This is a genomic window from Rathayibacter tritici (assembly GCF_001641005.1).
GTDB classification, from domain to species: Bacteria; Actinomycetota; Actinomycetes; order Actinomycetales; family Microbacteriaceae; genus Rathayibacter; species Rathayibacter tritici.
Genome location: NZ_CP015515.1, coordinates 1,520,883 through 1,533,104, shown reverse-complemented (window position 1 = coordinate 1,533,104; position 12,222 = coordinate 1,520,883). Strand labels below are relative to the sequence as shown.

Below are 12,222 nucleotides of genomic sequence, written 5' to 3'. Positions count from 1 at the left end.
CGGCCGGGCCGCCGCCGAGAATCGCGTGCGGCGCGTCCAGTCGCCGGCGGACTCCGAGCAGGTCGCCGACAGTATCGTCCGGCCCTCGCTCAGGCGGGCAGTCGCAGGAGTCCGCCGGGGGAGCGGATGGTCGCGGCAGCGACGTCCATCGCTCGCGTCAGCGCCGGGACGGGATCGAGGACGCCGGCGGCCAGAGCTGCGACGACGGTGGCGAAGACGGCGTCGCCCGCGCCCATCGTGTCGACGATCTCTCCGTCGGCGCGCGCGATCGGCACGGCGACGCGCTCGCCGCGCCGTACGAAGGCTGCTCCGTCGGGCCCTGTCGTCTCGAGCACCGCCTGCGCTCCTGCGTCGAGGACGCGAGCGGTTGCCGCAGCGAGCCCGGTCGCGAAGATCAGTTCGGCGTCGTCGGCGCCCAGCTTCACGAGCGCGGCGCCGGCCGAGAGGTCGAGGAGCCCCGCGGCGAAAGCGGCCCGGTCGCGCAGGAGGCCGGGTCGAGGGTTGGCGTCGATGGCCAATCGAGCGCCGTCGACGACCAGGGCCCGCAGCATCGCGACCTCGACCGAGACGTCGAACGGGAATCCGCTGACGACGACGAGATCGGCTCGCGCGGCTGGCTGCCGAAGCTCCCCGGTCGGCACGAGAGTACGGGAGCGCGAGGCCTCGGAGAAGGAGTACTGCGGCTCCCCGCCGTCCGGTCGGAGATCGCCCTCCCCGTTCCCAGCGGAGCGGTGGTGGCCCAGCAGGGTCACCCCGTGGGTCGGCCGCGTGCCGCCGGAGCATCCCGCCTGACTCGTCCTCGGCCCACCATCCCGGCCAGGACGGCGGGGACTTCCAGCACGGCGAGTCCGACGGCGACATTGAGTGCGGACCCTCCTGCGACGTCGACCGACCCTGCAGGAGTGCGGAGTTCGTCGACGAGGATGTCGCCGAGCACGGAGCACGGAGGCGGTCATCCTTTGACCGCGCCGGCGGTGAGGCCCGCGATGACCTGCTTCTGGAAAAGCGCGTAGATCACGAGCTGGGGGAGGAGTACCAGGGTCGCGGCGGCCATCATCGCTCCGTAGTCGACGGTGTACTGCCCCTGGAAGCGGGAGACTGCGAGCGAGACGGTCGCCATATCCGGATTGTTGAGGAGGATCGACACGAACGGGAACTCATTGAAAACGTAGACGATGTTGAAGATCAGGACGGTGGCGATGACCGGTCGCATGACGGGCAGCACGACGGATCGGCAGATGCGGAACAGTCCCGCGCCGTCGATGATCGCCGCCTCTTCGAGCTCGGTCGGGAACTCGCGCAGGAAACCGGTGAGCAGGAGAGTGTTGAAAGGAATCGAGACGGCGATGTAGGGGAGGATCACGGCGGCGAAGGTGCCGAAGATGCCCAGCGCGAGGTCGAGTCGGTAGATCGGGAACAGCAGCACATAGACCGGAACGGCGAGACCCGCGAGGAGGTAGAAGCGCAGCGCGGACTGTGCTCGCGGCCGCCGGAAGATCATCCGGGTGAGCGCGTAGCTGGCCATAAACGAGACGACTGTTCCGACGAGGACCGAGATCACCGCGATGAGGAGCGTGTTCGCGTACATCTGCAGCAGCGGGAGCGAGCCGATGACGTTTGCGTAGTTGTCCAGGGTGAGGGAGAGCAGCGAGAAGGGGTCGGAGAGGATCTTGTCGCTGGGCTGCAGCGAGAGCAGGGCGATCCAGAGGATCGGCAGGATGATCAGGAACGTGACCAGGTAGGCGGCGATTCCCGTGATGATCAAGGCTCGGCGGGCTCGGCGCGCCAGGGACCACGGTCTGCTCCTCTCTGCTCCGTCTCCGCGGTGGCCAGGACGGTGTCGTGCTGCGGGGTGAGGGTGCTCATGCGATGCTCCGTCGTCGTGCGAGTGCGAGGTAGACGCCGGAGACGAGGGCGCCGAGGACGAACACGATCACGGCAATGGCCATGCCGGATCCGTAGTTCTGGTTCGTGAAGGTGACGAAGTACATGTAGCTCACCAGGGTCTCGGAGCGATGGACCGGGCCGCCGCCGGTGAGCATGTAGACGAGCTCGAAAATCTTGAAGACATTCGTGATGAGGAGGAGGGTGACGATCCCGAAGGTCTCGTTCATCATCGGGACGGTGATGTAGCGCAGTCGCTGCCAGCCGGAGGCGCCGTCGATGTCGCCAGCTTCCATGATCGATTCCGGAGCTGCTGAAGCCAGAAAATCGGCAGCCGATGCTGCTCCAGATAAGCGAGGGTGAGGGTGTCTCCGCCGATCCACTGGATCTCGGGGACGCCGAGTGGAGCGAGGAGGCGGTTGAGGAGTCCGATCTTCGGGTCGAGGATGAACACCCAGATGAGTCCCCGAGGATCGGCGCGATGATCGCGGGTCCGAAGACGAGGGCTCGAAGCAGTCCTCCGCCGCGTTTGTGCCGCTGGAGCAGGAGTGCCAGGGCGAACGAGGAAGGGATCAGGACGGCGAGGCTGACGATCAGGATAATGACGGTGTTGGACAGGGCCTGCCAGAAGAAAGGGTCCGAGCCCAGCGCGTAGTTGGCGCGCGGCGCCGAAGCTGGTGAAGCTGTAGCCGAGGGAGTAGAGGACGGGGTAGACGACGAAAGCGGTGAAGAAGACGAGCGCCGGGAGAAGCATCAGCGTGATCTTCCAGCGAGAGCTGACCCAGGTCATAGTGATCTCGATTCGAGAGGGGTGATCGGGGGAGGGGCGGAGTCGCGGTTGCGACTCCGCCCGGGGCAGGTCACTGGCCTGCGTCGATGGCCTTCTGAACGAGATCGACGGCCTGCTGCGGGCTGAGCTGGTCCTGGATCACGCCGTAGATGCTGTCGTACATGGCGCTCGAGACGCGGTCGAGACGAGCAGATCGGGCTGGGTCTGCGGGCTGGACACTCCGTCGGCGGTCGTGGCGTCGAGGGCGCTCTTCAGGGCGCTCTGCTTCGTTGCGTCGAGCTGGGGTGCGTAGTCGGTAACGGGTGGCTGGCCGTTGTCGACCAGCAGCTGCTGCGCCTGGTCGCTGTAGTAGAAGGCGAGGAACTTCTCGACGGCGGCGAGCTTGTTCTCGTCGTCTCCGACCTTGTGGTCGACGACGAGCGGGGCGGAGGCGACGTTCATGATGATGTTCTGTTCGCCGACGCCGTCGCTGAACTGCGGTCCGGCCCAGAAGCCGGTGTCGGCGGCGACGGCCGAGTCCTGGATGGAGCTGGACGCCCAGACGTCGGCGTCGAGCATGGCAGCCTTGCCCTGCAGGAACTGGTCGACGGCCTGCTGATAGGTCTGCGTCGACACGTTCGAGGCGAAGGCACCCGCGTCGCGGAGCTCGGCGATGTGCTCGTACATGCGCAGGAAGTCGGGTCGGAGTCGAGGAGCCGTCGATCTTGTCCTGGTAGCCGAAGCGGTCGAGCCACACGAGGAAGGACCACACGCTGAACGAGGACTGGTTCGCGCCGTTGGAGATCGTGACGATCCCCTTCTTGCCCGACGAGATCGTCGAACGTCGTGGGAACCGCAAGTCCGTTGTCCGAGAGAATCTTCTCGTTGTACCAGAGGCCAGTGAGCAGCCCCTGGTACGGGACGCCGTACATCACGTCGTCCTTCGTGAAGCGGTGACGGCTGGGAAGCGGTTTTCGTCGAGCACGGGGCGAGGTCGAGGAGTCGCCCCGCGTCAAGCATGTCCTCAGCGGTGGCCTTGTAGACCCAGAAGACGTCGGGAAGGGTGTCGCTCTGCGCAGCGATGGTCAGGCTCTGCAGGTGCTCGGCGACCGCCTGACCGGTCACATCGACGGTGATGTCGGGGTTGGCGGCCTCGAAAGCCTGGACGATCGCCCAGGTTGCCGGGTCAGCGGTCTCGACATCGGGGTTCTGCATCGAGAGGGTGATCGTCGTGGTGCCGTCAGCGGAGTCCCCGCCGGTGGCGGTGGAGCAGCCCGCGAGGACGACGGTGCTGACGAGGGCGAGGGCGACGGCCGCGGTGAGCCTCGGCTTCTGCGGGTGAATCCGATGTCCGAGCATGGGCATCTCCTTTGATGAGGGGGGCGTCAGGAAGACTCGCACATCGAAACGTTTGCGCGAACCGTTTGCCCGAGAGTAGAAGCGGCTTCTACCCGCTGTCAAGTAATGCTTACAGGGAGAACTCGAACGCTTCTGTCGACGTCCGAAGCTCGAGGGTCTGCTGCAGCCGCACGGTGCGGGGGGCTGGCCGGCCGCTCGATTCTCTCGAGCAGCAGCCTCACTGCCGCCGTTCCCATGTCGAATCCGGGCTGCCTGATCGTCGTGAGCGCGGGCTCGAAGAGATCGGCGTGGTCGAAGCCGTCGAAGGTCGCAAAGGCGATGTCACGGGGAATCGCGAGGCCTTCTGCGCGGAGGCGCTCGAGGGCTTGAACGGCGAGCGGCGTGCTCGAGGCGATGACCACCGAGGGACGAAGCGGTCGACGGATCGCCGCCATCACCGCGGCATCGACGGCTTCACGCTCGCGTCGTCGATCACTGCCTGGTCGTCTCGGTCGGACGCGGGGACCGCGTCCCGGAATCCTGCCGCCCTCTCCGCAGGGTGGGCACGCGCTGGTCGCCTGCGATGAGGATGAACCGCCGGTGGCCCGCTGCGCGCAGGTGCTCGACGAGACGGCGCATGCTCTCGCGATTGTCCGCCCCGACCTGATCGACGGGCGCAGCGTCGAAGACGCGGTCGAGCAGGACGACCGCCTTGCAGCTCGCCCAGCCCGGAGTCGCCGGAGTCTGCGGAGAGCGCGAGGATCAGGCCGTCGACGCGTCGGCCCAGCAGGGTCTGGACGGCCCGCGCCTCACGCACCTGATCCTCGGAGGAGTTGGCGAGGAGAAGGGTCATGCCCTCGGCGCGGCATCCTCCACGCCATGCACCATGGCTGCGAAGGCGGGCTCGCCGGCGTCCGAGACGACGAGTCCGATGCTGTCGGTGCGGGAGCGCCGGAGGGACCGGGCCAGGGTGTCCTGGCGGTAGGACGTCTTCTTGATGGCGTCCATCACGCGGCGACGCGTGGCGGGGTCGACCGGCCGAGTGTTGTTGAGGACGTGCGAAACGGTCGACGTCGAAACCCCGCCATGCGTGCGACCTGAACCATGGTGGCCATTTTTCTCGATCAATCCTTTGCGCGTGGCCCCACCGTAGTCAGGTTCCCCAGAGCCATTGCGGCCCACGGGGCGTCCTGTCTAGGATCACACTCACCGCGCGCAAACGTTTCGATGCGGCGGTACGACAAGCGAATCGAAGCTCTGCCGCTTCGCAGGAAGGACGATGATGACCGATCCGATCACTCCCGGAGGCCTCCTGGGCGATCTCACGAGGACTCGACCGGGGCGCTCCGCCAGGGCGTCGAGCTTCGATCAGACCGGCCGCAACCGGGACAACTGGATCGTGATGCCGGGGGAGGAGCGCACCCTCGCCGATCTCGAGGGTCCCGGTGCGATCACCCACATCTGGATGACGCAGTCCTGCCGCGTCCAGCCCGGTCCGGGGCAGATCGACCCGGCGGTCGTCGGCGTGCCGATGCTCGAGATCCACAATGCGCTCGGCGTGAGCTGGGAGGTCGTGGACCCCGACTACTACCGGAAGATCCTGCAAGATCTACTGGGATGACCAGGAGACCCCGTCGTCGCGCCCCTGGGCGACTTCTTCGGCCTGATGAACTCCCTCTCCGGCAGCTATGATTCCCTCCCGCTCTCGGTCTCCGCGAAGGAGCCGGAGCTGCACTCCTTCGGCGGAGCGCCGCCTTCAACAGCTACTTCCGGATGCCGTTCGGCTCTCGCGCGCGCCAGAACGACATCCCCTACCTCCAGTACTTCTACATCGACTACGAACTCTCGCCCGAGCCCCTGCCGGAGGACACCGTCTACTTCCACGCACTGGCGGCGAGCGCTCCCCAACGTTGGCTGGGGTCCTGATCTGCAAGCGAACAGCATCGAGACGACGGTCGCGAACCTGACCGGCGAGGACAACTACGTCGCCCTCGAGACCGAAGGTCGCGGCCACTACGTCGCGTCACTCCTGGTGGGGTGAGGGCGACGACATGATCTTCATCGATGACGACACCTGGCCGCCGAGCCTGCACGGCACCGGGATGGAGGACTACTTCGGGCCGGCGCAATATCAGTTCAACGGCACGATCGTGCACGAAGAGGACGTCCCCGGGTTCCACCACAGTTACCGGGTCGACCCGATCTTCGAGAAGCGCATCAAGGTCACCTTCGAGCACGGGCACGGCAACCATCTCGGACGACTGGTCCTCGACCGCGTACTGGTACCAGACACTGCCCTCGCCGATCCTCGAGGTTCCGCCTGTCGAGGAGCGGCTCCCACTGCGACCCGTCGACCGGGTGATCACGAGCGAGCTCCCGGCCCTCAACGACGAGCAGCGGGCAGCGCGGGAGGCGGCCTCGGAACGGATGAAGCACTTCACCTCCGCCCGCGACGCCCTCCGTGAGGAGCGCCGTGCGCAGATCGACGACTGGGAACGCGGGAACCGCGCAGATCCGCCGGCGCTACGACGGAGGACGCGCGTGACCCGCCCGCCACTTCACTGCCGAGACCGGGTGGATCAATGACCCGCACGGGATCACCTTCCACGACGGCGAGTACCACCTCTTCCACCAGTACGTCCCGGACAGCACGGTGTGGGCCCCGAACTGCCACTGGGGACACGCGGTCGGACCGGACTTGCTGCACTGGGACCGCCGACCCGTCGCCCTCGCGCCCGGCGATGGGGACGACGGAATCTGGACCGGCAGTCTCGTCGATCGACCCGACGGAGCGGTCATCCTTTACACCTCGACCGGCCCCTCGGCCGGGGCCGCATCCGCATCGCCCGTGCGACGGACGGATCCTGGGATCACTGGGAGAAGGGCGCTGTCCTGCTCGAAACCCCCGACGACCTCGACCTGATCGCCTTCCGCGACCCGTTCATCATCCGAGAGGGCAAGAGCTGGCGCATGGTCGTCGGCGCCGGTACCGCGGACGGGGATGCCCTCGCCGTCACCTACACCTCGACAGACCTGCAGGACTGGACCTTCGACGGCGTCGCCGCACGACGCAACACAGCGGAACGGGAACCCGTCTGGGTCGGTGCACTCTGGGAGTGCCCGCAGATCATCGAGGTCGACGGGCGCCACGTCCTGGTCAGCTCGGTCTGGGATGACGACGTGCTCTACTACTACGCGGGCTACGGCGTCGGCAGTTACGCGAACGGCCGCTTCGACGCGGATACCTGGGGGAGGCTGAGCTTCGGCGAGTCCTACTACGCCCCGTCCTTCTTCCGCGATGCCGACGGCCGGCCGTGCTTGATGTTCTGGATGCGTGGCGTCGAGGACGGGGACGTCGGCTGGAGCAGCGCACTCAGCGTCCCGCACGTCCTGGAGATCCGCGACGGCAGCCTCGTCACCACCGCCCACCCGTCGCTCGAGGCAGCTCGAGCCGGTCGGGCGGATCTGAGTCGGATCGCAGGGCAGGTCGTCGACCTGGAATGGACGCCGGGCGGGATCGGCGAGCGGATCGACCTCCTCAACGCCGGTGAACGAGTCGCCGCTCTGATTCGGACCGAAGACTCCATCGTGCTCGAACGAACGGGCGAGGAGACCTGGAGCGCACCGCATGCCGGTGGCATGGTCAGGATCATCCTCGACGGCCCCGTCCTCGAGGCGATCACGTCTGCTGGAGTACTCGGCGGCGCGTGTCACCGGTGACAGCAGTGACCGTCAACGAGGAGACGGTGTCTGCTTACTTTCTTGGAGTAACCGAGCTCGGGCCGGGAGCACTGCGACAGCAGGACTCCCGGCCCGATCGTGCGGCACATTCTCGCGCACAGCGCTGACCCCACGGTGAACTGGTCAGCCACGAACTGACATAATGTGCATTATCGGAGTATGAGGAGCGACCGGATCAGAGCGGCTACCTGCCCGTCGGGATCGGCGGCTGGGATAAGGACGGGCGCCCCAGCTGGGTCGATCCTGAGCGCGTGTTTCGGGTGCATCCGGCGGGGATGCGCCGCGAGGGCCGCGCTGGAGCGGACGCGGTACGACGCTGTCGCCCGTGTGCTCTCGGCGCGGTACGGGTGGCGCTGAGCGCTAGGCGCTGAGCGCTAGGCGCTGAGCGGTGTCGCCGGGACCAGCGCGACCCTCTCCGCTGGCGGCACCTCAGGCGGGATCGACGGGGACGAAGGCGCCATACTTCGCCGCGCGACCGTCGCCGGAGGACGTGCCGGTGAGCCTCCGCCGCACCCAGGGTGCGACGTGGTGGCGGTAATACTGCACTGTGCCACGGCGCGCAGGAGCGGCAGCGGGCGAGCCCGAAAGGTCCGCGGGCGGCGTCGGCGGCGTGACGCCGAGCGAGCAAAGGACCCGGTCGGCGACCCGGCGGTGCCCGCGGTGGCCGAGGTGTAGACGATCCTCCGCCCACAGCCCCGGATCGGCGAAGGCGGGATCGTGCCAGTTGTCGGCGACGACGACATCGCTCCGGTGGTCCGTCCGGCGTCGCACCGCGTCGGTCAGCGCGTCGCCGCGGCGCCGGATGAGGGAGCCGAGGGGGAGCCGCGGGGACGGATCGGGGCCGGCGAGGGCAATCAGGGTGACTCCCTCCTCGTCGCATCGTTCGAGGACGCGGAGGTAGGCGTCGGCGATCCGCTCGATGTCGGCGCGCGGACGCAGCATGTCGTTGCCGCCGCCGTTGAAGGAGAGGTGGGTCGGCCGCAGAGCGAGCGCGGGCTCGAGCTGCTCGGCGAGGATCGGTGCGATCAGACGACCGCGAATGGCGAGGTTGGCGTACTCGATCCGCTCACCGATCGCAGCGGCCCAGCCCTCGGCCGTGAGGTCCGCCCAGCCGCGGGGTGCCGTCCGGACGTTCGTCGCCGACGCCCTCGGTGAAGGAATCGCCGATCGCGACGTAGCGGACGGGTGTCATCGGGGATCCCGGAGCTATGCATCGTCGCACTGTACCGCTCGGGAGCGAGGCTCAGGCGCGCGGCCTCAGGGGGTTACTGGCGCCGAGCGGGCCGACGGCGACTCGGCAGAGGCGGTGCGGCTCGACGTCCGGGGTCGCGGGGCAGCCCGAAACCAGGCGGCGAGGGCGGAGTAGCGGCGGTGCCGGCGATGGTCGCGGTCGAGCTCGGCTGTGCCGCGGTAGCCGGAGCCGCGGGCTATCCGATCGAGGCCACCGAGCGTGACCGGGATGCTCGCCATCAAGACGTCCGCCAGCTCCAGGCGACTCTGGGCGAGATGCTCGTCGAGGCCGAGACCGTAGAAGCGCCGGAAGCGCAGCCGCAGCAGAATCACCGGAATGCGCAGCTCGGTGGCCAGCGGGGACGGTGAAGCGTCGATCGACGAAGCGCTCGTTGACGAGGGCGGCCGCCGCGATGGCGAGGACGTCCAGACGTCTGCGGGTGCCCGCGGGGCGGATGGTCGGGGTGCGCAGTGGAGCAGAGGCATGTAGGGGAGACTCGCTCGGACGCCGGTCATGACGCTGTGGCGCGAGATCCGTCCGGGGGCGGGCTGGGCTGGCCGGCGCGCTGCGATACCCGGTCCCTCCTGCTCGACCTGTCGCTCCGGGTATGCCAGTCCTGGGCCGAGGGCTCTCCCTGGGTCTGAAAAGGCGGGATCGACGCGTCGAGCGGGTGATGAGCCGACCGGACAGGACCGCACTATCGCCGCATAAGCCGAGTCAGTCAATCCTCTTCTCCGTTCAGGACCAGGCGGAAAAAATAATGGAGCCGATTCTGACTAACTGTTCTATGCTGACACGGCTTCCCTGTTTCCGCTGAGGCGAAGGCAATCGGAATCAGTACTGTGAGCACTGCCGCTCTCTCACTGAACGCCTTCTCCTCCTCCTTCGATCGGTGTACCCAGAACGGACACGATCGGAAAGGTAGTTTCTTTCGTGACCCCTCGCGACATCGTCGTCGGCGACTCCGGCGACTCTTCCCGCACTGATTCCCGATCCGCACCCGACCTCTCTCCTCTCTCTCGCGCCGCACAATTCTCGCCGGATCCGTCGCCGGCGCGGGCGCCCTCGCGTTCGCGACGCCCGCCCTCGCGGCCGGCGACCTCACCGCTGTGCCGCGTCTGCCGGGGGAGGTCTCGCGCCAGGCGACCGCGACCTCGAGGACCGGACGGAACCGCTACGAGATCATCGATGTCGTCGTTGCGGGAGACAGAGCCCGCCTGTTCGTGCCGCACGCGACACCCCCGTCGCAGAGCGTCGGCGCCTCGATGCTCTGGTACTACCACGCCCGCAACGGCACCCACACAGCACTGTCGAGCGCCTTCGCCTACTCGGCCGACCTCGCGTGGATCGCGGAATCGTGAGCATCTGCCCGACCTCGGCGGCAGCATCTGGACGAGCCCGAGGGCGATCGAGATCCAGACCGCCGTCGCCGCCTGGGCCACGGCGCTGTGGCGGATCGACGCGAGCCTGTTGCGCTCCGACTCCGGGGGCGGACCGCTGCTCGCCTGGGCGTACGGCAACCGGATGCTGCCGAACATCCGCGGCGCGTATCTCGTCAACAGCTCCTACGACATGGAGGAGAGGGCCGCGAGCGAGCCGGACAAGATCGGCCCCGAGTACGTCGATGCCGTGGCCGTCGTGGCCACGAACCCGGCGCGTCTCCCGGCGTCGGTGTGGCGCGGCGCGCGGCTGCGGATCACGGGGTCACCGGAGGACGTGGTCGTGCCGTTCGCCCTCCACGGCGCGGCTCTGCACGCCGCGGCGCTGCCGCTGGCGAAGGAGGCGACCCTGCGCTCGCACGCGGGAGAAGGCACCGGCGGCCACGCGGTACCGAGCTTCACGAATAAGGAGATGCTCGAGACCTTCCAGCGGTGGCTCGCCGAGGGGCCGGTGCCGCAGACGGAGCCGGAACCTGAGACGCCGCCCGTGTCCGCGCTGCCCGGGGCGGGTACCTACGAGAACGGCGCCGCGCAGATCGTCACGACCGGCACCTGGTCGACGTTGAAGGCCGCCGGGGACAGCGGAGGCAGCATCGCCTACTCCACCACGGCGGGCGCTTCTGCCACGCTCGCCTTCTCGGGCACCAGCGTGAGCTGGATCAGCCGGCTCACCGCATCCTCCGGCATCAACGAGGTGGAGGTGGACGGGGTGCCCGTCGCCACGGTCGACCGCTACAGCGCCACCACCCGCTCGAAGCAGACGGTATGGAGCAGCGGGCAGCTCGCCGCAGGAGCACACACACTAACGATTCGGCGCGGAAGCAGCCGCAACCCCGCCGCGAGCGGCACCACGCTGATCCTCGACGCGTTCGTCGTCGGCGACTCCGCACCCGCCCCCGTGACGAGCGTGCCCTCCCCGGTCGCCGACTGGTCCTTTGCCGAGAGCACTGCCCCCTTTACCTCGGCGGTCGCGGGGGCACCGGCGTTGCAGCAGGGCGTGGGATCCACGGCCCAGGTGGTCGCCACGCCGTTCGGGCCCGGAATTGCGATGAACGGGAAAACGGATCACCTCCTCGTGCCCAAGGGAGAGCTGGGTCCGCTCAATCTCGGCGCCTCGACGGGCCAGGTGACGATCGCGGTCTGGGTGCTCAACTCCGACCCGGACGGCGCCTGCCTCGCGGGTGTCTGGGAGGAATCGACGGTCGGCCCGCTGCGCTCTTACGCGCTGTTCAACAATCTGTCCGCGTACGGCGGCTGGGAGCGAGTGTGCATGCACGTCTCGAAGCTCGGCGGGCCCACCCCCGGCTACCCCCACTCACGCGACTATTCGGCGGAGCCCCGCCGTCTGACCCGTGGCATCTGGCAGCTGCACGTCGGCACCTACGACGGCAGCGTCGCGATCTCGTACCTCGACGGCACGGCGACCGCCTCTCCGAGCTACACCGACTCCCTCGGAGCGACCTACGCCAAGAATCCCTACGTCTACCCCGACGGATTGAACGCGACTCCGGGTGACTTCGTGGTCGGAGCGGTCGGCCGTGACGGCACGATGATCAATCGGTTCACCGGCACTCTCGCCCGGCTGAGAGTGTGGGACAGGGCATTGACTGCGGAGCAAGTGAAGCAGATCTATTCGGCCGAGAAATCCACTCTCGCCTGATGTCCCGGGGAGCGTGACACGGGCCTGATAAGAGCGAGAGTGCTCATCGGGCGATGGAAGAAAACACTTGGCGCTGTCCTCTCGGCGGTGACTCGACGCGGTCGGGAAAGGGGGTCGTCCCAGGCGGAGAGACGCCCGCGTCCACGACCGTCACCCCGAG

15 protein-coding genes and 2 pseudogenes are annotated in these 12,222 nt (G+C 67.9%); 9 read left to right on the top strand and 8 right to left on the bottom strand.

The window, feature by feature from the left end:
* Positions 1-89: 89 nt before the first annotated feature.
* The 3 genes from A6122_RS06960 to A6122_RS17145 all read right to left on the bottom strand — a co-directional run bounded on the left by A6122_RS06960 (position 90) and on the right by A6122_RS17145 (position 2,267).
* Positions 90-752 (bottom strand): carbohydrate kinase family protein, encoded by a 663-nt coding sequence (locus A6122_RS06960; RefSeq protein WP_068253137.1) that lies wholly within the window; start codon positions 750-752, stop codon positions 90-92.
* A 200-nt stretch (positions 753-952) separates the two neighbouring features.
* Positions 953-1,765, bottom strand: a complete 813-nt coding sequence (locus A6122_RS06950) for a carbohydrate ABC transporter permease (RefSeq protein WP_068257242.1) — start codon at positions 1,763-1,765, stop codon at positions 953-955.
* A 97-nt stretch (positions 1,766-1,862) separates the two neighbouring features.
* A complete protein-coding gene (locus A6122_RS17145; protein ID WP_257722317.1) occupies positions 1,863-2,267 on the bottom strand; it encodes a carbohydrate ABC transporter permease in 405 nt (134 codons plus the stop codon).
* On the opposite strand from A6122_RS17145, the gene A6122_RS17140 reads away from it, so the two are divergent.
* A complete protein-coding gene (locus tag A6122_RS17140; RefSeq protein WP_208855056.1) occupies positions 2,222-2,539 on the top strand; it encodes a hypothetical protein in 318 nt (105 codons plus the stop codon). The genes A6122_RS17145 and A6122_RS17140 overlap by 46 nt on opposite strands.
* Positions 2,540-2,812: 273 nt before the next feature.
* Here the strand turns inward: A6122_RS17140 and A6122_RS17275 are convergent, their stop codons facing one another.
* Positions 2,813-3,340: a type 2 periplasmic-binding domain-containing protein gene (locus tag A6122_RS17275; RefSeq protein ID WP_237358253.1), complete on the bottom strand. Its 528-nt coding sequence runs from the start codon at positions 3,338-3,340 to the stop codon at positions 2,813-2,815.
* Positions 3,341-3,751: 411 nt separating this feature from the next.
* Between A6122_RS17275 and A6122_RS17270 the strand changes: the two genes are divergently transcribed.
* Positions 3,752-4,027 carry a hypothetical protein gene (locus A6122_RS17270; RefSeq protein WP_237358252.1) on the top strand — a complete coding sequence of 92 codons (276 nt, stop codon included), beginning with the start codon at positions 3,752-3,754 and terminating at the stop codon, positions 4,025-4,027.
* Positions 4,028-4,110: 83 nt separating this feature from the next.
* Here A6122_RS17270 and A6122_RS17135 read toward each other — a convergent pair whose 3' ends face one another.
* Entirely contained in the window at positions 4,111-4,449 is a 339-nt protein-coding gene (locus A6122_RS17135; protein WP_208855054.1) for a substrate-binding domain-containing protein, read from the bottom strand.
* A gap of 391 nt (positions 4,450-4,840) precedes the next feature.
* The gene (locus A6122_RS17265; RefSeq protein ID WP_237358250.1) at positions 4,841-5,119 is read right to left on the bottom strand and encodes a LacI family DNA-binding transcriptional regulator; all 279 of its coding nucleotides are present in this window, start codon (positions 5,117-5,119) and stop codon (positions 4,841-4,843) included.
* A gap of 154 nt (positions 5,120-5,273) precedes the next feature.
* On the opposite strand from A6122_RS17265, the gene A6122_RS17125 reads away from it, so the two are divergent.
* The 5 genes and pseudogenes from A6122_RS17125 (at position 5,274) to A6122_RS06925 (ending at position 7,711) form a co-directional block, all read left to right on the top strand.
* The gene (locus A6122_RS17125; RefSeq protein ID WP_208855053.1) at positions 5,274-5,612 is read left to right on the top strand and encodes a hypothetical protein; all 339 of its coding nucleotides are present in this window, start codon (positions 5,274-5,276) and stop codon (positions 5,610-5,612) included.
* Positions 5,613-5,764: 152 nt separating this feature from the next.
* Positions 5,765-5,917 carry a DUF2961 domain-containing protein gene (locus tag A6122_RS17260; protein ID WP_237358249.1) on the top strand — a complete coding sequence of 51 codons (153 nt, stop codon included), beginning with the start codon at positions 5,765-5,767 and terminating at the stop codon, positions 5,915-5,917.
* Positions 5,918-6,042: 125 nt separating this feature from the next.
* The gene (locus A6122_RS17115; RefSeq protein ID WP_208855069.1) at positions 6,043-6,456 is read left to right on the top strand and encodes a DUF2961 domain-containing protein; all 414 of its coding nucleotides are present in this window, start codon (positions 6,043-6,045) and stop codon (positions 6,454-6,456) included.
* A 101-nt stretch (positions 6,457-6,557) separates the two neighbouring features.
* A pseudogene (locus tag A6122_RS17675) lies at positions 6,558-6,914 on the top strand (hypothetical protein); the annotation flags it as partial.
* A complete protein-coding gene (locus A6122_RS06925) occupies positions 6,827-7,711 on the top strand; it encodes a glycoside hydrolase family 32 protein (RefSeq protein ID WP_418320019.1) in 885 nt (294 codons plus the stop codon). The pseudogene A6122_RS17675 and the gene A6122_RS06925, both read left to right, overlap by 88 nt.
* Before the next feature lie 450 nt (positions 7,712-8,161).
* Here A6122_RS06925 and A6122_RS06920 read toward each other — a convergent pair.
* Positions 8,162-8,924, bottom strand: a pseudogene (locus A6122_RS06920) (SGNH/GDSL hydrolase family protein).
* A 65-nt stretch (positions 8,925-8,989) separates the two neighbouring features.
* Complete coding sequence (locus A6122_RS06915) at positions 8,990-9,448, bottom strand: hypothetical protein (protein WP_167542353.1); 459 nt, start codon at positions 9,446-9,448, stop codon at positions 8,990-8,992.
* Positions 9,449-10,072: 624 nt separating this feature from the next.
* Here A6122_RS06915 and A6122_RS16460 point away from each other — a divergent pair.
* Together A6122_RS16460 and A6122_RS06905 are read left to right on the top strand one after the other, a co-directional pair.
* Positions 10,073-10,324 carry a hypothetical protein gene (locus A6122_RS16460; protein ID WP_068253124.1) on the top strand — a complete coding sequence of 84 codons (252 nt, stop codon included), beginning with the start codon at positions 10,073-10,075 and terminating at the stop codon, positions 10,322-10,324.
* 109 nt (positions 10,325-10,433) lie between these two features.
* Positions 10,434-12,062 (top strand): LamG-like jellyroll fold domain-containing protein, encoded by a 1,629-nt coding sequence (locus A6122_RS06905; protein ID WP_068253122.1) that lies wholly within the window; start codon positions 10,434-10,436, stop codon positions 12,060-12,062.
* Positions 12,063-12,222: the final 160 nt, after the last annotated feature.

Bases quoted from the DNA above. Each gene is read 5' to 3' on its own strand.
- A6122_RS06915 (WP_167542353.1), bottom strand. From the start codon at position 9,448: ATGCCTCTGCTCCACTGCGCACCCCGACCATCCGCCCCGCGGGCACCC.
- A6122_RS17115 (WP_208855069.1), top strand. From the start codon at position 6,043: ATGATCTTCATCGATGACGACACCTGGCCGCCGAGCCTGCACGGCACC.
- A6122_RS17140 (WP_208855056.1), top strand. From the start codon at position 2,222: ATGCTGCTCCAGATAAGCGAGGGTGAGGGTGTCTCCGCCGATCCACTG.
- A6122_RS17125 (WP_208855053.1), top strand. From the start codon at position 5,274: ATGACCGATCCGATCACTCCCGGAGGCCTCCTGGGCGATCTCACGAGG.
- A6122_RS17260 (WP_237358249.1), top strand. From the start codon at position 5,765: ATGCCGTTCGGCTCTCGCGCGCGCCAGAACGACATCCCCTACCTCCAG.
- A6122_RS17275 (WP_237358253.1), bottom strand. From the start codon at position 3,340: ATGTACGAGCACATCGCCGAGCTCCGCGACGCGGGTGCCTTCGCCTCG.